The organism is Elongatibacter sediminis, from assembly GCF_037892215.1.
In the GTDB taxonomy this organism is placed as follows: domain Bacteria; phylum Pseudomonadota; class Gammaproteobacteria; order Xanthomonadales; family SZUA-36; genus Elongatibacter; species Elongatibacter sediminis.
The window spans coordinates 1-17,884 of sequence record NZ_JAZHOG010000015.1 but is presented as its reverse complement, the minus strand read 5'-3'; the positions used below and the strand labels follow the sequence as shown (position 1 = coordinate 17,884).

At 64.7% G+C, this 17,884-nt stretch carries 15 protein-coding genes; 9 read left to right on the top strand and 6 right to left on the bottom strand.

Annotation, left to right across the window (positions count from 1 at the left end):
* The first annotated feature begins 154 nt into the window (after window positions 1–154).
* The 3 genes from V3330_RS18035 to V3330_RS18025 are packed head-to-tail and all read left to right on the top strand — an operon-like array spanning window position 155 to window position 4,344.
* Window positions 155–2,125 (top strand): transglycosylase SLT domain-containing protein, encoded by a 1,971-nt coding sequence (locus V3330_RS18035; protein ID WP_354696849.1) that lies wholly within the window; start codon window positions 155–157, stop codon window positions 2,123–2,125.
* 2 nt (window positions 2,126–2,127) lie between these two features.
* Window positions 2,128–3,066: a complex I NDUFA9 subunit family protein gene (locus V3330_RS18030; protein WP_354696848.1), complete on the top strand. Its 939-nt coding sequence runs from the start codon at window positions 2,128–2,130 to the stop codon at window positions 3,064–3,066.
* A gap of 36 nt (window positions 3,067–3,102) precedes the next feature.
* On the top strand, window positions 3,103–4,344 hold the full coding sequence (locus V3330_RS18025; protein ID WP_354696847.1) for a multifunctional CCA addition/repair protein: 1,242 nt from the start codon (window positions 3,103–3,105) through the stop codon (window positions 4,342–4,344).
* Between the two features lie 23 nt (window positions 4,345–4,367).
* Here the strand turns inward: V3330_RS18025 and V3330_RS18020 are convergent, their stop codons facing one another.
* Window positions 4,368–5,552 carry a class I SAM-dependent methyltransferase gene (locus V3330_RS18020; RefSeq protein ID WP_354696846.1) on the bottom strand — a complete coding sequence of 395 codons (1,185 nt, stop codon included), beginning with the start codon at window positions 5,550–5,552 and terminating at the stop codon, window positions 4,368–4,370.
* A 29-nt stretch (window positions 5,553–5,581) separates the two neighbouring features.
* Here V3330_RS18020 and V3330_RS18015 point away from each other — a divergent pair, with 29 nt between their 5' ends.
* Window positions 5,582–6,334 carry a pteridine reductase gene (locus V3330_RS18015; protein ID WP_354696845.1) on the top strand — a complete coding sequence of 251 codons (753 nt, stop codon included), beginning with the start codon at window positions 5,582–5,584 and terminating at the stop codon, window positions 6,332–6,334.
* Between the two features lie 136 nt (window positions 6,335–6,470).
* On the opposite strand, the gene V3330_RS18010 is transcribed toward V3330_RS18015, so the two are convergent.
* The 4 genes from V3330_RS18010 to tsaD all read right to left on the bottom strand — a co-directional run bounded on the left by V3330_RS18010 (window position 6,471) and on the right by tsaD (window position 9,306).
* Complete coding sequence (locus V3330_RS18010) at window positions 6,471–7,019, bottom strand: tetratricopeptide repeat protein (protein WP_354696844.1); 549 nt, start codon at window positions 7,017–7,019, stop codon at window positions 6,471–6,473.
* Window positions 7,020–7,360: 341 nt separating this feature from the next.
* A complete protein-coding gene (gene folK, locus V3330_RS18005; RefSeq protein WP_354696843.1) occupies window positions 7,361–7,867 on the bottom strand; it encodes a 2-amino-4-hydroxy-6-hydroxymethyldihydropteridine diphosphokinase in 507 nt (168 codons plus the stop codon).
* A complete protein-coding gene (gene folB / locus V3330_RS18000; RefSeq protein WP_354696914.1) occupies window positions 7,864–8,223 on the bottom strand; it encodes a dihydroneopterin aldolase in 360 nt (119 codons plus the stop codon). Before folB ends, folK begins: the two co-directional genes overlap by 4 nt.
* Before the next feature lie 48 nt (window positions 8,224–8,271).
* Window positions 8,272–9,306: a tRNA (adenosine(37)-N6)-threonylcarbamoyltransferase complex transferase subunit TsaD gene (gene tsaD, locus V3330_RS17995; protein ID WP_354696913.1), complete on the bottom strand. Its 1,035-nt coding sequence runs from the start codon at window positions 9,304–9,306 to the stop codon at window positions 8,272–8,274.
* A 125-nt stretch (window positions 9,307–9,431) separates the two neighbouring features.
* Between tsaD and ggt the strand changes: the two genes are divergently transcribed.
* From ggt to rpoD, 5 genes are all read left to right on the top strand, one after another.
* A complete protein-coding gene (gene ggt, locus V3330_RS17990) occupies window positions 9,432–10,988 on the top strand; it encodes a gamma-glutamyltransferase (RefSeq protein WP_354696842.1) in 1,557 nt (518 codons plus the stop codon).
* 108 nt (window positions 10,989–11,096) lie between these two features.
* On the top strand, window positions 11,097–11,312 hold the full coding sequence (gene rpsU, locus V3330_RS17985; protein WP_354696841.1) for a 30S ribosomal protein S21: 216 nt from the start codon (window positions 11,097–11,099) through the stop codon (window positions 11,310–11,312).
* Window positions 11,313–11,502: 190 nt separating this feature from the next.
* Window positions 11,503–11,949: a GatB/YqeY domain-containing protein gene (locus V3330_RS17980; protein ID WP_354696840.1), complete on the top strand. Its 447-nt coding sequence runs from the start codon at window positions 11,503–11,505 to the stop codon at window positions 11,947–11,949.
* Window positions 11,950–11,997: 48 nt separating this feature from the next.
* Entirely contained in the window at window positions 11,998–13,752 is a 1,755-nt protein-coding gene (gene dnaG / locus V3330_RS17975; RefSeq protein WP_354696839.1) for a DNA primase, read from the top strand.
* Between the two features lie 59 nt (window positions 13,753–13,811).
* On the top strand, window positions 13,812–15,701 hold the full coding sequence (gene rpoD, locus V3330_RS17970) for an RNA polymerase sigma factor RpoD (RefSeq protein ID WP_354696838.1): 1,890 nt from the start codon (window positions 13,812–13,814) through the stop codon (window positions 15,699–15,701).
* Between the two features lie 446 nt (window positions 15,702–16,147).
* On the opposite strand, the gene V3330_RS17965 is transcribed toward rpoD, so the two are convergent.
* Window positions 16,148–17,455: a choice-of-anchor Q domain-containing protein gene (locus V3330_RS17965; protein ID WP_354696837.1), complete on the bottom strand. Its 1,308-nt coding sequence runs from the start codon at window positions 17,453–17,455 to the stop codon at window positions 16,148–16,150.
* Window positions 17,456–17,884 lie beyond the last annotated feature (429 nt).

Sequence of the window (17,884 nt, the reverse complement as noted above, 5' to 3'; positions counted from 1 at the left end):
GGCTGACATTCGGTCCGCCGGTGGCGCCCTTGCCGGGATCGCTGCATTCTCATAACCTGAAGGGGTGAGCCACGCGCATCCAGACCACGGCAGGACAGGGCGGTCCGTCGTCATCGGACGGCCGGGGTGGTTTACTGCCCTCCTGTTGCTTCCCATGCTGCTCCTGGCGGGCCTCGCCCACGGCGACGGCGATCTCGCGGTAGAACGTGATGCCTTTGAACGTGCCTGGAAAGCCGCCAGCCGCGGTCAGCGGGCCGAATTCGAGCGTCTGGGTTCCGGGCTGGGCGACTACGTGCTGTATCCCTATCTGCGCTACGAGCACTATCGTCACGAGCGCGGGTCGGTCCCCGCCGCCGAGATGGCGGATTTTCTGAACGCACACCGTGACTGGGCCTTTACCGCCGGCCTGGAGACTGCCTGGCTGCGTACTCTCGGAGAGCGCGGCCGCTGGCGGGACCTCCAGCGCCATTCCGCCAACAGCGACGATGCCGAAGTACGTTGCCACCGGGCCCGCGCGCGGCTGGAACTCGGACTGACCGAAGGCCTGGAAGCCGAGGTTCAGGACCTGTGGGCGGTGGGCCATTCGCAGAAAGATGCCTGTGATCCGGTATTCGCCTGGCTGCGCTCGGAAGGCGGCATCACGGCGGACCTCGCCTGGCTGCGGGTGCGCCGGGCCATGGAATCACGCAATCCGCGCCTGACCCTGTATCTGACCCGCTTTGTTCCGGTGAACGAACGGATCTGGGTGGAGCGCTGGCAACAGCAGGACCGTACCGGTTACACCCGGCTGGACCAGGCCCGAAACTGGAGCGATGGTGCGAAGGCGCGCGATATCACGGCGTACGGACTGGCCCGGTTGGCCCGGCGCGATCCGGATCGCGCCTGGTATCTGTTCGAGCGGCTGGACGGCCGTATCGAGTGGGGAGCGAATCGCCGTGGTGAACTGATGGCCGAACTGGCCCTGTGGTCGGCGGTGTCCAATGCTCCGGACACGGCAAAGCGCATGCGGGCGGTGCCCGAGGCGGCCCGCAGCGATCGTGTGCTCGAGTGGTGGGCCCGCAACGGTCTCGCTACCGGCACCTGGGCGGATGTCGTGTTGTCGGTGGCCGCCATGAGTGACGAGACCCGGAGCAGCGAACGCTGGCGCTACTGGGATGCACGTGCCCGCCTGCAGTTGGGCGACCCGGATTACGCCAACGAGTTGCTCGAAGGCCTGGCCCGGTCGGCCAGCTACTATGGATTCCTTGCCGCTGACCTGCTGGACCGGCCCTACGCGATCTGCCCGCATCAAGCCGGGGTGGAACCACAAGCGCTGGCCGCATTCAGCCTCGAGCCCGTGGTACGCCGCATCATCGAACTCGATGCAGTCGGTCTGGAGAACTGGTCGCGCGCCGAGTGGGGTCTGATGACCCGGGGCGCAACGCCGCGCCAGCTTCGCCTGGCCGCCGCGCTGGCCACCCGGGAGGACTGGCCGGACCGGGCCATTGCGGCGCTGGCCGCCAGCGGTGACCGGCAGTGGTACGACTGGCGATTTCCTGTCGCTTACGCGCCGCTGGTCGAACAACACGCGCAGCCGCGCCGGCTCGATGTTTCGTGGGTGCTTGGCTTGATGCGCTCGGAAAGTGCGATGGCCGAGGATGCCGTGTCGCCGGCCGGTGCGCGAGGCCTGATGCAGGTGATGCCCGGAACGGCGAGCCGGATCGCGCGCCGGCACGCCTCGCTCACCTGGCACGGCAGCGCGCAGTTGATGCGGGCCGAGGACAACATCGTGTACGGCACGACCTTTCTGCGCGAGCTGATGGATCGCTTCGGCGATAATCCGGTGCTGGTTTCGGGCGCCTATAACGCCGGACCCGGCGCCGTGAAGCGCTGGCTGGAGGATCTTCCCGGCGACGACCCCACCGTGTGGGTCGAGATTCTGCCGTTCTACGAGACCCGCGATTACATCCCGCGCGTGCTGGCTTTCGCGACCATTTACGACTGGCGGCGACAACAACCCGTGCAGCGACTCGCCTCGCGGATGCCGGCTCTTGATTCCGGTACCATGGGGCCCATTGTGGACGCGGAGGGCGTCGCCGACGTGGCCTGCCCTGCTCCATCCGTGAGCATCGTCCCCGGGAGCTGAACATGCGAATCGTCCTGTTGGGCGCGACCGGCTTTGTCGGCAGCCATCTGCTGCCGCAACTGTCGCGCCGAGGCCACCATTGTCGGGTGATCTGCCGTAACCGTGAACGGGCACGCCACCTGCGCCTGATTCCGGGCGTGGAACTGGTGTCTGGCAATGCCTTCGACCCCGATTCGCTGGAACGTGCCCTCGACGGTGCCGATGCGGTCATCAACGCAGTTGGCATTCTCAACGAGCGTGGCCGCGGTGGCAGGGGCTTCCACCGCGCGCACGTGGAAACGGTGGAAAACCTGCTGTCGGCCTGCCGCGCCACCGGTGTGCGCCGATTCATCCAGATCAGCGCCATCAACGCGGGCAAGGGCGACAGCCATTACCTCAGGTCCAAAGGCGAAGCGGAGCAGCGCCTGCGCGTGGCCGGCCATGTGGATGAAACCATTCTGCGGCCGTCGGTCATTTTCGGCTTTGGAGATTCTTTCTTCACTCGCTTCGCGAAGCTGGTGCGCTGGCTGCCCGTGTTGCCGTTGGCCTGCCCGCAGTCCCGGTTGCAGCCGGTGTGGGTGGGCGACGTGGCGGCCGCGGTCGGCGAGGTCCTGGTCCGGCCCGAAACCGTGGGAGAAGTGCTGGAACTGGTCGGGCCGAGGGTCTACACCCTGCGGGAACTGGTCGAGCTGAGCGCCCGTCTGAGTGGTGCCTCGTGCTGGATCGTCGGCCAGCCCGACCCGGTCTCCCGGATCCAGGCCTTCATCATGGATTTCGTGCCCGGCAAGCCGTTCTCGACCGACAATTACAAGTCGCTGCAGTGGGACAACGTCAGCGATGACAATGCGCTGCCGGGTCTGGGAATCGAACCGCAGCCGGTGCGGGCGATCGTGTCGGCCTATATTGGCGGTTCGCCGCGGCAACGTCGCCTCGATCGCTGGCGCGATCTGTCGCGGCCGTAATGCCGGCGCCGCGGTGGCCTGGCACTTGAGCCGGTCATGACAACGGCTACCTATTTGGTCGGTGGCGCGGTGCGCGACGATCTGCTGGGGCTCCCGGTCCACGAGCGCGACTGGGTGGTGACCGGCGCGACCCCCGATGATCTTCTGGACCAGGGTTACCGCCAGGTGGGTGCCTCGTTTCCGGTGTTTCTGCATCCGGAGACCGGTGAGGAGTATGCGCTGGCCCGCACAGAACGCAAACAGGGTCACGGCTATCACGGTTTCGCGGTGGATTTTCATCCCGGGGTCACCCTGGAACAGGATCTGGAACGCCGCGACCTGACCGTCAACGCGATGGCGCGGGACGAGGAGGGCCGGCTCATCGACCCGTTCGGCGGCCGAGCCGATCTGGAAGCGCGCGTGCTGCGGCATGTGTCGCCTGCGTTCGTCGAGGATCCGCTGCGCGTGTTGCGCGTGGCCCGATTCGCGGCCCGCTTCGCCGGGCTGGGTTTTCAGGTGCATCCGAATACCCTGGCGCTGATGCGGGAAATTACGGAATCCGGTGAATTGCAGCATCTGGCCGCCGAACGCTGCTGGAACGAAATCACCGGCGGACTGGCTGCCGCCACGCCCGGACGTTTCGTCGAGGTGTTACGCGAGGCGGGCGCGCTGGCCGTGCTGCTTCCCGAGGTGGACGTGCTGTTTGGCGTCCCCCAGCCGGAACGCTGGCACCCGGAGATTGATACCGGCCGGCACGTGCTGATGGCGCTGAACGCCGCCGCCGATCTGCAGGCGCCGGTGGAGTCGCGCTTCGCGGTGCTGGTGCACGATCTGGGCAAGGGCCTGACGCCGCGCGAGACGTGGCCGTCGCACCCCGGTCACGACGAGGCCGGCGTGGCGCTGGTGCGTGCGGTCTGTGAGCGCCTGCGCGCCCCGGTGGCCTTCCGTCGCCTGGCCGAGGCCGTCTGCGCGCTGCACCTGCGGTGCCATAAGGCGCGGGAGATGCGGCCCGGCAAGCTGCTGAACCTGTTGGAACGCGCCGATCTGCTGCGCCGTCCGGAATCCCTCGAGCCCTTCCTGCTGGCTTGCGAGGCGGACTACCGCGGCCGCCTGGGACTGGAACAGCGGTCCTATCCGCAGGGTGATACCGTGCGCCGTGCATTGGAGGCCGCGCAGGCCGTGCGCGCCGGAGACCTCGAACTCGAAGGGTTGCACGGTCCGCAGATCGGCGAGCTCTTGCGGCAGGCACGGATCGAAGCCGTCGCCATGGCCGTGGCCGGAGCGGAAGGGTCTTCCTGAGTCGCGAGCCCGGCGCGGCCGGATCAGAGCCGGTAACTGAGATCCCGTAACGAGAAACCGGACCACGGCTGATCCAGCCGGTGTTCCAGATCGCGCTCCAGCGCCATCACCTGGAAGCGTTCGCCCATCATGCCGGGCAGGGTCAGTTGGCGAGCCTCGGCGTTGAGCTTCAGCCCGCCATCATCGGTATCTTCGATGTGCTCGGCCAAAATCCGGTCGAGACCACAGCCAAGCAGGAACAGGGTTTGGCTGGTGTAGCCGGCGAGGTTCAGGCCGCAGGCTTCGCCCGCTTCCGCCAGCGCGGTGAAATCCACGAAGGCCGTGAGATCCTGCAGGCCGGGCCAGAAGAACGGATCGGTGTGCGCGCGGTGGCGGTAATGGCACATCAGGGTGCCGGTCCGGCGTTCGGGCAGGTAATACTCGGAACGGGGGTAGCCGTAGTCGATGAACAGCGCGAGTCCGGACGACATCCGTTCGGTGACGGCCCGCAGCCAGTCGGCGAGTTCCGGCAATATCTCGGACTCGTACGGCTCGGGCAGGTCTGAATCCAGCTGGGCCACTGCCTGCGACAGGCGCTCTGGGGCGGGACGGTAATCCCAGCCGAATCCATCGGCGCCGGACTCACCGGCCGGTTGCACGCCGACCTGTTGGATTTGGCCGTCCACTCGCCGGAACCGTTCGACCGCCAGGGCGTCGATCACCTCATTGGCGATGAGTACACCGCGCCAGGCATCCTCGGGCGGGGCATCCAGCCACTCCACCCGCCCGCACCGGCCGGGTGCCCGCTCGTCCAGCGTGCGGCGCTGTTCCGCGCGCAGATCGGCGCTGCGTTCGAGGATGAAGTAATGGTCCGGCAGCGCGGCTTCGGGCAGTGCGTTCAGCAGGTCGGCCGCCAGCTTTCCGCTGCCGGCGCCCGGTTCCAGGATGTCGTAACGGCCCAGCAGCGCGCCGGCTTCGGAGACCTGGGCGGCCAGGCAGGCGGCGAACAGGCCGCCGATTTCAGGAGCGGTGACAAAGTCCCCCGCGGCGCCGAACTTGTGCAGCCCCGCGCTGTAGTAGCCCAGCCCCGGCTCGTACAGGGCGCGTTCCATGAAACGGGCGAAGGGGAGGAAACCCGTTTCCGCGTACTCGTCGCGCAGCCGGTCGCACAACGCGGTGCTGAGTGCCTTGAGCTCGTCCGGGGGTTCGGGCAGGATGGATCGGGTCATGGCGGGAAGTGTGTTGGACGGGAGACATGATGTCCAGAGCGACGAAAACGAGTGGCAAGGCGCTCGTCACCGGCAGCGCGGCCCGCATCGGCCGGTCCATCGCGCAGGCCCTGCATGGGCGTGGTCTGGACATCATGATTCACTGCAACAGCAACCAGGATGGTGCCGGTGAACTCGAGGCCGAACTGAATCGCGAACGCACCGGCAGCGCCTGCGTCGTGAGTGCCGACCTGACCCGCGCCGACGAGCTCGACCGCCTGTGCGCGGCCTGCCGCGAGTGGTGTGGCGGCCGCCTTGACCTGCTGGTCAACAACGCGTCGCGCTTTTATCCCACCGCCGTGGGTGAAACCCAGGGCTACCAGTGGGACGACCTGCTCGACAGCAACCTGCGCGGCCCTTATTTCCTCAGCCAGGGCCTGTTGCCGGCGCTACGGCCGGCGGGCGGAGCTATCGTCAACATCGTCGACGTACACGCAGAACGGCCGATGAAGGGCCATGCCGTGTACTGCATCGCCAAGGCCGGCCTGCGCATGATGACGCTGGCATTGGCCCGGGAGCTGGGACCCGAAGTGCGGGTCAACGGGGTTTCGCCGGGCGCCATTCTGTGGCCGGAAGCGGAAACGGACGAGCGCGCGCGCGAAGACATTCTGGCGCGCACGGCCCTGAAGCGCACGGGAGAGCCTGACGATATCGCGTCCGCCGTGGCCTGGCTGGCGCTGGATGCGCCGTACGTCACCGGCCAGATCGTGGCTGTCGACGGCGGCCGCCTGCTCAATATCTGAACCGCGAATACGGGGCCGCGGGTCCGCTCCGGTGCGCCGGAGCGGCGAGGCCCTGATGGGACTACCGCGGCGGTGATATGCGGTGCCGTCCGGGCAATCATCGGCCCGGCCGGCACCACGTTCAGGCATTACCGGCTCAAGAGGCTGGCTGCGCGCCTGTATCCGCGTCGGGCACGATCAGGTCTCCGTTCCCGGTGGTATTGCGGTGGTAGCAGTGAGCGCGTTTGATGTTGGAGCCCACCCGGGATTCCTTCTTGCAGTAAACCCCGGCGGCTTCCATGCCGTAGATGCCCGCATACTCCCGCGCCAGGCGTTCGGCCTGCGCTTTTTCGGCGTCGCTGAGGGCCTGGCCGGCACGCTTGAGCGCACGCCGGAAATCACGGTCAGGCGCTTCGGCGGCCACGGTCAGCCAGGCATAGCCGCGCACCGGGTCGCGGGCGACGCCTTTGCCTTCGTTATACAGTTCACCCAGCACGTACTGCGCCCCTTTGTGGCCCCAGCGCGCGGCCTGATCGTAGAGGGCGAACGCGGCTTTGAATTCCTCCCGCTCAATGGCGTTCCGGGCATCGAGCAGGGTCTGATCGAGGGTCTCCTGGGAGATGACTTCACTGGCTGCCAGCGGCAGCGAGAGCAGGGACAGGGAAAAAAATGCGGCGTGGATGATTCGCACCTTCGGGAATCGCATCGGCAAACTCCTCCAATTCGGACGGTCGGGTTGGCGCCAGGTCATGCCTGGCCGTTTCCCCTGCGATGCGGCCGGATTCGTTCCGGCTTCTGCTGCCCGGATTTCGGGCCGGTAACCGGTTCCGCCTAAAAAGCACCGGTGGAGGCGGGACAAGCCCCGCCAACCACCGGAGTGCAGGGGAACCGGTCGGGCGCGCGTCTGGGCGCGAACCTTGTGCCAATCACTTGGACTCACCTTACTGACGCCGCGAGGCGCCAAAGGGTTACAACGGAATCAATGATCTACGAAAAGACTTCCGAGTACATGTGCCCATGGTCACGGGCCCGGGAACGTGGCGGGGATCAGGGAGAAAATGCGGTGGGCTGCAGGCCGGAACGGTCGCCGGTGAAATCCGCCCAGAGTTGGCCAACGCTGACGCCTGCGACCGGATGGAGGGCGTCGGGGGCGAGGTCGGCCAGCGGTCGCAGCACGTGGGCGTGCTGGAGAATTTCCCGCCGCGGCAGTTCAAGTTCCGGTGAAATCAGCCACAGATCCGCGTACAGCAGGATGTCGATGTCCAGGGTCCGGTCCGAGAATTTGGGGACGTCGCGCCGCCGCCCGTGACGGCGTTCCAGGGTATTGAGCCAGTGCTTCAGTGCCAGCGGAGGCAGCGCGGTGTTCACCGCTACCGCCAGGTTCAGAAAATCGGCGCCTTCGAAGCCGACGGCGACCGATCGGTAGACCGGTGAAACCGTGACGGCACCGAATGCCTCGCGCAAAGCGGCGATGCCGTCCTCGACATTGCGTTCGGCATCCACGTTGCTGCCGATTCCGAGGTAGACGGTGACCGGCTGCTTCAGGGACGTCATGAGCCCGGGCTTCCGCGTTCGATGATGACGCCCACGGCGCTGGAACCGCGAACGGCGCCCGGTTTGGACAGGCGTAATTTCAGCCAAGCCACGGGAAATTCCTCCAGCACGATCGCCGCACAGCGCTCGGCCAGGGTTTCGACCAATTGGAACTCGCTGCGCTCGACGAAGCGGATCAGACGCTTGGCCACGGCCTTGTAATCCAGGGTGTCCTCGATCGCATCCGACTGCGCCGCGGCCCGGATGTCGAACGCCATCTCGAGATCCAGGCTGACGACCTGTTTGATTTCACGTTCCCAGTCGAAGATTCCGATCACGGTTTCGACGCGTAAGTCCTCGATAAATACACGGTCCAGTGTCATGCGATATTTCCGGTTGTCGGGATGAAGGGGCCGGTGAGCGGTTCAGGGCCGCGAGGCTGCTTCACCGGGCGGCCGCAGTTCGTCCATGGGCCAACGGGGCCGGGCGAATATGCGTTCCGGTTCGGTCTCGCCGGCGGCCAGGCGGTGATAGCCGGCGAAGGCGATCATCGCGCCGTTGTCGGTGCAAAACTCGATGCGCGGGTAATGGGCCTGCCAGCCGGCTTTTTCGCCGGCCCGCCGCAGGGCCTCGCGCAATTCGAGATTGGCGCCCACGCCGCCCGAAACAATCAGGTGTCCGCAGCGCGTTTCCTGCATCGCGCGGCGGCATTTGATCACCAGGGTTTCGACCACGGCTCGCTGGAATCCGGCCGCGATATCCGCTTGAGCTCCGGGTGAGTCGCGGCGCTCGGCCCACAGGTTGCGGGTGTGGGTCTTCAAGCCGCTGAAACTGAAATCCAGACCGGGGCGATCGGTCATCGGCCGCGGAAAGCGGTAGGCGTCCGGCCGGCCGTCGGTGGCGCATCTGGCCAGGGCCGGACCGCCCGGGTAACCGAGGCCGAGCAACTTGGCTGTCTTGTCGAAGGCTTCGCCGGCCGCGTCGTCCAGGGTTTCACCCAGCAGGCGGTAACGGCCGATGTCCGTCACTTCGATCAGCATCGTGTGGCCGCCGGACACCAGCAGCGCGACGAACGGGAACGGAGGCGGATCGGGCTCCAGCAGCGGAGCCAGCAGGTGGCCTTCCATGTGGTGGACTCCGACGGCGGGGACGTCCAGGGCGGTCGCCAGGGCGCGGCCCATGGAAGCGCCCACCAGCAGCGCACCGATCAGTCCCGGACCCGCCGTATAGGCCACGCCGTCGATGTCGCCGCGTTCGCAGCCGGCCTCGGCCAGACAGGTGTCGAGCAACGGAATCAGCTTGCGCACGTGGTCGCGTGAAGCGATCTCCGGCACGACTCCGCCGTAGGCCGCATGCAGGTCGACCTGCGAGTGCAGCGCGTGCGCAAGCAGGCCGCGCTCGCCGTCGTAAATGGCAATGCCGGTCTCGTCGCACGAAGTCTCAATGCCCAGTACGCGCAGGGTGATCTCCTTGTTCCATCAAACGGCCGTTTCGGCGCGTCCACACAAGCGCGGCCGGGCCGACCGCCTATGGTATCGTGACCCGCTCCACCGCGCAGCATCCGGCGAATTCGGACCCAATCGACGTGACGACCAGCAAAGGGATGGCGGCCTCCGGGCATCCAGCGACTTCCGCGGCCGCGGCCGATGTGCTGCGCGCCGGGGGCAATGCCTTCGATGCCGTGCTGGGCGCGATGTGCGCGGCCTGCGTGGCCGAACCGCTGCTGGTCAGCCTGGGCGGTGGCGGCTTTCTGCTGGCGGCCGGCACTTCCGGGCCGCCCGTGGTCTACGATTTTTTCTGCCAGACGCCGTCACGCAAGCGGGATGCCGACCAAGCCGACTTTTATCCCATCCTCGCGGATTTCGGTGCCGCCACCCAGGAATTCCACATTGGCATGGGTTCGATTGCCGTGCCCGGGCTGGTCGCCGGTCTGTTCGAGGTGCATCGTGACCGGGGCCGCATGCCGCTGGCGGATGTGCTGCAACCCGCCATTGCACTGGCCCGCGACGGCGTGGAGCTCAATGCTCTGCAGCGGTACATCATGCGCATCCTGGACGCCATTCTGAAAGCCGACGAAGCGGCGTTTGCGCTGTACGAATCACCATCCCGACCGGGATCCCCGGCTGAAACCGGCGAGACCCTGCGCAACCCCGATCTGGCGAACGCGCTACAAGCCCTGGCCGATGAGGGTTCCGATCTGTTCTACCGGGGCGAGTGGGCGCAACGGCTGGCCCGGGACAGCCGGGAGCGCGGCGGACACCTGAGCCGGGAAGATCTCGCCAATTACCGGGTACACCGCCGTGAGCCGCTGGCGTTCCGTTACCGGAACGCGGAATGCCTGATCAATCCGCCCCCTTCGCCGGGTGGCTGCCTGATCGCATTCGCGCTGAAACTGTTCGAAAACTGGCTGCCGGCGGACAGTCGGTTTGGCGACGCGGAACATGCCCGGGCGCTGCTGAGGGCGATGCGTGCGGCCAGCCTGGCGCGGGCCCGTTACGGTCTGGCCGAGGGGCTGGATCGCGATACGCCGGACCGGGTCCTGGCGCCCGAAACGCTCGCCGAGTGGCATCGGGGGCTCGAGCCGGAGTCGCTGTTCAGCCGCGGCACCAGCCACATCAGCGTGGCCGATGCCGAAGGTAATGTCGCCAGCCTGACAGCGTCCAACGGTGAAGGTAGCGCTTACGTGCTGCCGGACACCGGCATCATGCTCAACAACATGCTCGGCGAGGAAGACCTGAATCCGGCCGGTTTCGGCCGCTGGCCGCCCGGCATGCGGCTCGCCTCGATGATGTCGCCGGCCATAGTGCGCGATGGCGACCGGGTCATCGCCCTGGGCAGTGGTGGCTCCAACCGGATTCGCAGCGCCATCCTGCAGGTCACCCTCAACATCGCCGGTTACGGGCTGGGTCTCCAAGAAGCCGTGGAAGCGCCTCGCATGCACCTGGAAGGTCACAAATTGAGTGTCGAGTCCGGGTGGGACCCGGCCGTGGTCAGGGAACTGCGGCGCCTGGTGCCCGAGGTCGAGGAATGGCCTGAACCGAACCTGTTCTTCGGTGGGGTTCACACCGTGGCGGTCCGTTCGGGCGGCCGTTTCGAAGGAATGGGCGATCCGCGTCGCGACGGCGTTGTTTCCGCGGTTTGAGATGTCATTGCGCACCCCGCGCCAGAATTGGTACAATTAGCGGCTACGTCAACGAAAGGTCCGGATGGCGTCCCAGGCGCCGGGGCCGAACAGGAAGAGTGAAACGTAATGCCAAGTGTGAAAGTTCGCGAAAACGAGCCTTTTGAGTACGCGCTGCGCCGCTTCAAGCGCTCCTGCGAAAAAGCGGGTGTGCTGGCCGAAACGCGCCGCCGCGAGTACTACGAAAAACCCACGCAGGAACGCAAGCGCAAGGCGGCCGCGGCCGTGAAGCGCAACCTGCGCAGAATGTCTCGGGACGCGGTTCGTCGCACCCGTCTGTACTGATTTTCTCTTCCGGCTGGCCCGTCCGGGCCGGCCTGTGAAAAGGTCCGCAGCCTGTCCTACACTGAGTGGTGACTCTCGCACCGGGTGGGCGGGCGAATCCCGGCGCTGACGGGCGGTGGGCCGGAATATTCGCCAGATTGCCCGGCCTGGGCATCGGCTTCCCGTATGACCAAGGGGTGGAAAAACGTCAATGGCTCTGAAAGACCGAATCCAGGAAGACGTCAAGGACGCCATGCGTGCGCGCGACCGCGATCGCCTTGCGGTGCTGCGCCTGGTTTCCGCGGCCCTGAAGCAGAAAGAAGTGGACGAGCGCATCGAGCTGGACGATGCTGCGGTGCTGTCGATTCTCGACAAGATGGTCAAGCAGCGGCGCGAATCCATCGAGCAGTACGACCAGGCGGGCCGGGAAGAACTGGCCGCGCGGGAGCGCTACGAGCTCGAAACCATTCAGTCTTATCTGCCGGAGCCGCTCGACGAGGCTGAGCTCGACGCCCTCATCGCGCAGGCGATCGAGGCGACCGGCGCCAGCAGCATGCGTGATATGGGGCCGGTCATGAATGCCCTGCGTGAGCAGGTTCAGGGCCGCGCCGACATGAAAGCCGTCAGCCAGGCCGTCAAGGCCCGACTCAACGGCTGATATGCCCGGTTTCGGTCTGCGTCCACGGCGCCGGCCACGGAGGGGTATGTGGGTGGATTGATTCCCGAGTCCTTCATCGAGGAACTGCTGGGTCGTCTCGACATTGTCGAGATCATCGAGCGCCACGTGCCCCTGAAACGGGCCGGCAAGGAATACCAGGCCTGTTGCCCCTTCCATGACGAGAAAACCCCTTCGTTCACGGTCAGCCCGCAGAAACAGTTCTACCATTGCTTCGGCTGCGGCGCCCACGGTTCGGCCATCGGTTTCCTGATGAACTACGAAGGGCTGGAATTCCCCGATGCGGTCGAGGAACTGGCACGCCATGCCGGGCTGACAGTGCCGCGCGAAGGGGGCGGCTCGTCGCGTCCGCGCGTGGCCGATGCGATGTACGAGATTCTCGATACCGCCTGCGGGTTCTACCAGGAGCAGCTGCGCGAACACGAGGTGGCTCGCGATTACCTCAAGTCACGCGGCCTGTCCGGTGAAATCGCGTGTGACTACGGCATTGGCTTTGCTCCGCCGGGTTGGGACAACCTGGTTGGCCGTATCGGCACAGACGCGGCGCGCCAGGCCCTGCTGGACCGGGCCGGCATGCTCAGCAAAGGCAAGAAAGGGTGGTACGACAAGTTCCGCGAGCGGATCATGTTTCCCATCCACGATCGCCGTGGGCGCGTCATAGCCTTCGGTGGCCGGGCCATTTCCGACAACGGTCCGAAGTACCTGAATTCACCGGAGACACCCCTGTTCCACAAGGGACGGGAGCTGTACGGCCTGCACCAGGCGCGCAAGTCCGCGCCAAAGCTGGACCGGATTATCGTGGTCGAGGGTTACATGGACGTGGTCGCGCTGGCGCAGTTTGGTTTTTCCAGCTCCGTGGCGACCCTGGGCACCGCGGTGACCGGCGACCAGGTGGAACTGATGTTCCGTGCGGCCGACGAAGTGGTGTTCTGCTTCGACGGTGACCGGGCCGGCCGCAAGGCGGCGTGGCGGGCGGTGGAATCCACCCTGCCGCGTTTGCGCGAAGGTCGCCAGGCGCGTTTCCTGTTCCTGCCCGAGGGCGAGGATCCGGACAGCATGGTGCGCAACGAGGGCGAGGACCGGTTCGCACAACGCCTCGAAACCGCGCAGCCGTTGTCGGAGTTTTTCTTTCGGCACTTCACGACCGGGGTGGACATGGATTCGCTCGACGGCCGCGCGCGCCTGGTCGAACTGGCCCGTCCGGAGTTGCAGAAGCTGCCCGAAGGTGTGTATCGCGACATGATGATGGAACGCCTGGAAAAACTGGCACAGCACCGGTTCGAGACACCGGCGCCGCGGCAGCCGGAATTGCGCCAGACCCGCCAGGCGGGCCGGGCATCCGGTCAAATGCAGCGCACGCCGCTGCGGTTGGCGCTGGCCCATCTGGTGCAGAATCCGGGCCTGACCAGCCGCCTTCCGGTCCGTCCTGTGCTACCGGAATGCGACGTTCAGGGCATGGATATTTTTCGCGAAGTTGTTGACTTCTGCGACAAACACCCCAATATGACCACGGCTCAGCTATTGGAACTTTGGCGCGACCACCCGGCTCAACCACACCTGAGAACGTTGGCGACCTGGCCCCTTGAAGGGGAGGCCGGGCATCAGGTGCAGGAGTTTCGGGATGCGTTGACTTCGCTGGAGCTGCAGTGGACTGAAGCGCGCATCGAAAAAATGCCCCGCCGGCTCGCCGATCTGGGGCCGGAAGACAAACGAATGCTGCTGGATTTGCAGCAAAGAAGGCAGGCCCTGAGGCGGACCCTGGCCGGCGATTCCGATTCCGAGTGAACCGGTTCGCTGCATGCAGGGTCTTGGACTATAGTTAACTAACCCCGACGTATTCCTATATGAATCAGAATCAGCAGTCCCAACTCAAGGATCTGATCACCAAGGGCAAGGAGCAGGGCTTCCTGACTTACGCCCAGGTCAACGATCATCTGCCCGATGACATCGTCGATCCGGAACAGATCGAAGACATCGTCAACATGATCAACGACATGGGGATTTCGGTGCACGAGGAAGCACCGGATTCCGATGAGCTGATCCTGAACGACGGGGCCACCACCGACACCGACGACGACACGGCGGCCGAAGAAGCCGCCGCGGCGCTGGCCGCGGTGGAGACCGAAATCGGCCGCACCACCGACCCGGTGCGCATGTACATGCGCGAGATGGGTACGGTGGAGCTGTTGACCCGCGAGGGTGAAATCGCCATCGCCAAGCGTATCGAGGACGGCCTGTTACAGGTGCACGAAGCCCTGTCACGCTTCCCCGGGTCCATTGCCACCCTGCTGGTCGAGTACGGGCTGCACCTGGAAGGCCGCCAGCGGCTGACCGAGGTGATGCTGGACTTCATCGACCCCGAGGAACTGGCCAAGCAGGAAATTCCCACGCCGGTGCGGCCGAACCAGGAGTCCGACGATAAAAAGGACGATTCGGACGACGACTCCGATGACGAGTCCGACGGCGATGACGATGATGATGACGACGAGGAGGAGGAATCCGAAGAGCAGGCATCCACCGGCCCCGATCCGGAGGAAGTGACCCGTCGCTTTGACGAACTCGCCTCTCTGTACAAGAAATATCTGGCCGCGTACGACAAGCACGGCCCCAAACACAAAACCGTGCTCAAGCTGCGTGAGGACATGGCGCACATCTTCCTGCGCATCAAGTTCCCGGCGCGCATGATCGATCACCTGATCGACCGGATGCGCTACACGGTGTCGCAGACCCGTGACCTGGAACGCCTGATCCTGCAGATGGCCGTGGTCCAGGCGCGCATGCCCAAGTCCGTGTTCCTCAAGAGCTTTGGCGAGAACGCGGCCAATCCGAAATGGCTGACCCCGATTCTGCGTGGCAAGCAGAAGTGGGTGCCGGCGCTGAAAGAGCATGCGCCCGAAATCAAGGCCGTGCAGGAGCGCCTGGCGCGCATCGAGGCCGAATCGCGCCTCAGCATCGCCGAACTGAAGGACATCAACCGCCAGATGTCCATCGGCGAGGCCAAGGCCCGCCGCGCCAAGAAGGAAATGGTCGAGGCCAACCTGCGCCTGGTGATTTCCATCGCCAAGAAATACACCAACCGCGGCCTGCAATTCCTGGACCTGATCCAGGAAGGCAACATCGGCCTGATGAAGGCGGTCGACAAATTCGAATACCGCCGCGGCTACAAGTTCTCGACCTACGCGACCTGGTGGATCCGGCAGGCCATTACGCGCTCGATCGCGGACCAGGCCCGCACCATTCGCATCCCGGTGCACATGATCGAGACCATCAACAAGCTCAACCGCATCTCGCGCCAGATGCTGCAGGAGATGGGTCGTGAGCCCTTCCCCGAGGAACTGGCCGAGCGCATGGAAATGCCCGAGGACAAGGTGCGCAAGGTGCTGAAGATCGCCAAGGAGCCGATTTCGATGGAAACCCCGATCGGCGACGACGAGGACTCGCACCTGGGCGACTTCATCGAGGACGCCAACATCTCCTCGCCGATCGACTCGGCCACCGGTTCCGGCCTCACCGGTACCGTGCAGGACGTGCTGGCCGGCCTGACCCCGCGCGAAGCCAAGGTGCTGCGCATGCGTTTCGGCATCGACATGAACACGGATCACACGCTGGAGGAAGTCGGCAAACAGTTCGACGTCACCCGCGAGCGCATCCGGCAGATCGAAGCCAAGGCGCTCAGAAAGCTGCGCCACCCCACCCGTTCGGAGCAGCTCCGAAGCTTCCTCGATCTGGAGTGACCGTTCACGGTTTTCGGTCGTGAAAAAGGCCCGCTTCGGCGGGCCTTTTTTGTCAGAGAGGTGGTCAGATCAGAGTGCACACCTCATTCCGAATCTGATCCTGGAATCGTCATCCCGGGCTTGATCCCAGAGCCGTCATCCCGGACTTGATCCCAGAGCCGTCATCCCGGACTTGATCCCAGAGCCGTCATCCCGGACTTGATCCGGGATCCATCGGCCCAGGAATCATGGACCCCGGCTCAAGGCCGGGGTGACCCAGGTTGAGCATTCCGGGGAAAGTGGGGTCGGGCCATTCCATGGGGAGCGGGTGGCTTGCCTGTTCAGTAACCGTTCGGTGTTGACCCTGCGATTAAACAGGGCGGAACTGGAATTCGGTTCACCCGCGCTCGGCTTCCACCTGAGCGGTGTCTCGCTCTGCGCGGTGCCTCTCAGGGACGGCGGGTGATTCAGGGGGGCGGGGCCGACTCGAATCCGTCTGCGAAGAAGCCTACCGGCTTCTCGTAGGCGCCGATGTCGCAGTGTTCGCCCTGGGGCCGGGGTACTCCACGCTGATCGGTCGGCAGGCAGGTCGCGTCGTCGCCGGCATCGAACGCCGAACCGCTTTTCGAGATCGGCATGGTGGGTGTGAGGCCGCCGTGGTCACCCAGCGCTCCCAGGAACGGGTCCGTCGAGACCAGGTTGTTGCAGGTGCTGCCGGTCGGGCAGCCACTCTCGATGACGCTGTTGTTGATCTCTGCCACGGGGTGCAAATCGGCGAACTGCTTGTCATCGCCGGTGGGATTGCCCCAGACAATGATGTTGTTGAACGTCGGTGTGCCGCCGGTGCTCCCCTCGGCGGAAATCGTGATTGCACTTCCGGAAATCCCCGAAGTATTGCCGCTAAACGTGGCATTGTTCATGACCAGGCATGCTTCGGTAACATTTTGGATCAGGAGAATGCCGCCGGCGAAGTCTTCGGCGTGATTATCGACGAATGTGACATTGTTCAGCGTGGGACAAGCCGCGGCGCCATGACCATCGATGTACATGGCTGCGCCGCTTAACGCGGTGTTATTGATAAATGTGACATTCTCGAAGATGGGACTGGAAAAGCCATCAATCGTCGCGTCGATGAATACGCCACCGCCGCCCGTGCCCGCCGCGTTCCCCTCGATGATCAGGTTGCGCAATATGGGGTTGCACTCCCTTTGAACCCCGATGTGCGTACCCGCATCGATGTAAATACCGGCACCAAACTCGTTGATTGATGAGGTGACACCGCCGGTGACGGTAAAGCCGTCCAGAACCTGGGGCGCAGGGGGGGGATCCTGATCATGGTCAAACCCTTCAAAAAAAACCAGCGCAATGGAGTGTATTCCATCCCCCAGATCGCCGGACAAAATGGTGGGGTTGGCCCGCGGGTCGCGCTGCTCACGTTCCGTTTCGGTGCCCGCGAAGCCGCCATACACTTCAATCCCGGGCTGGAGGATGAAGCGCCCCTGGGGGTCCTGACTATCGGTGGGCGTATACGTCCCCCCCGCGACCCACAACTCATCGCAATGTGAATGAAGCATAGCTCCCGCCAGATGAGTGTAGGCGTCCTCCCAGGTCGTACCGTTATTCGCGCCGGCCGCGTCCTTATCCACCAGGCACAAGCCGGCCTGGGTGACGCTGGACGCCAGGCACCCGGCTAGCAGAATCAGCCATGAAGCGCGCTGGCGAAAGGTGCTGGCGCGAGACAAAACCAAATTGCTACGAACGCGTAGGGAATTCATGCGCGCAGAAGATATGAATTTTCGGTTGGGTTTGCAGCCCGGGTTCAGGGCCTGGTAATACCCGCAGATGTTTATGGAATGCCGGAGTGATTTGGTGGCCACGGCCTGGCTGGTTGCATAAAGTGGGGTCGGGCCATTCCAACATGCTGAAGTTATGCAATTTTTGCCCTCCAGGTCGCTTGTTTTGCACCTTAGAGCGTGATTTATCGTTCGAAAACGCGGCTGATAACGAAGTGTTGGAGCTGCTTGCGCTTCAAGCCGCAATTCGTGCCTAAAAAAGACCTTCTAAGTGCAAAGTGGGGTCGGGCCATTCCAACATGCTGAATTAATGCAATTTTTGCCCTCCAAGCCGCTTGGATTCAACTGCGAAGCGCAACGGTGAGTGATTCCTGAGTGTTGTTGAACACTTCATAAGGCGTCAAGTAGTCG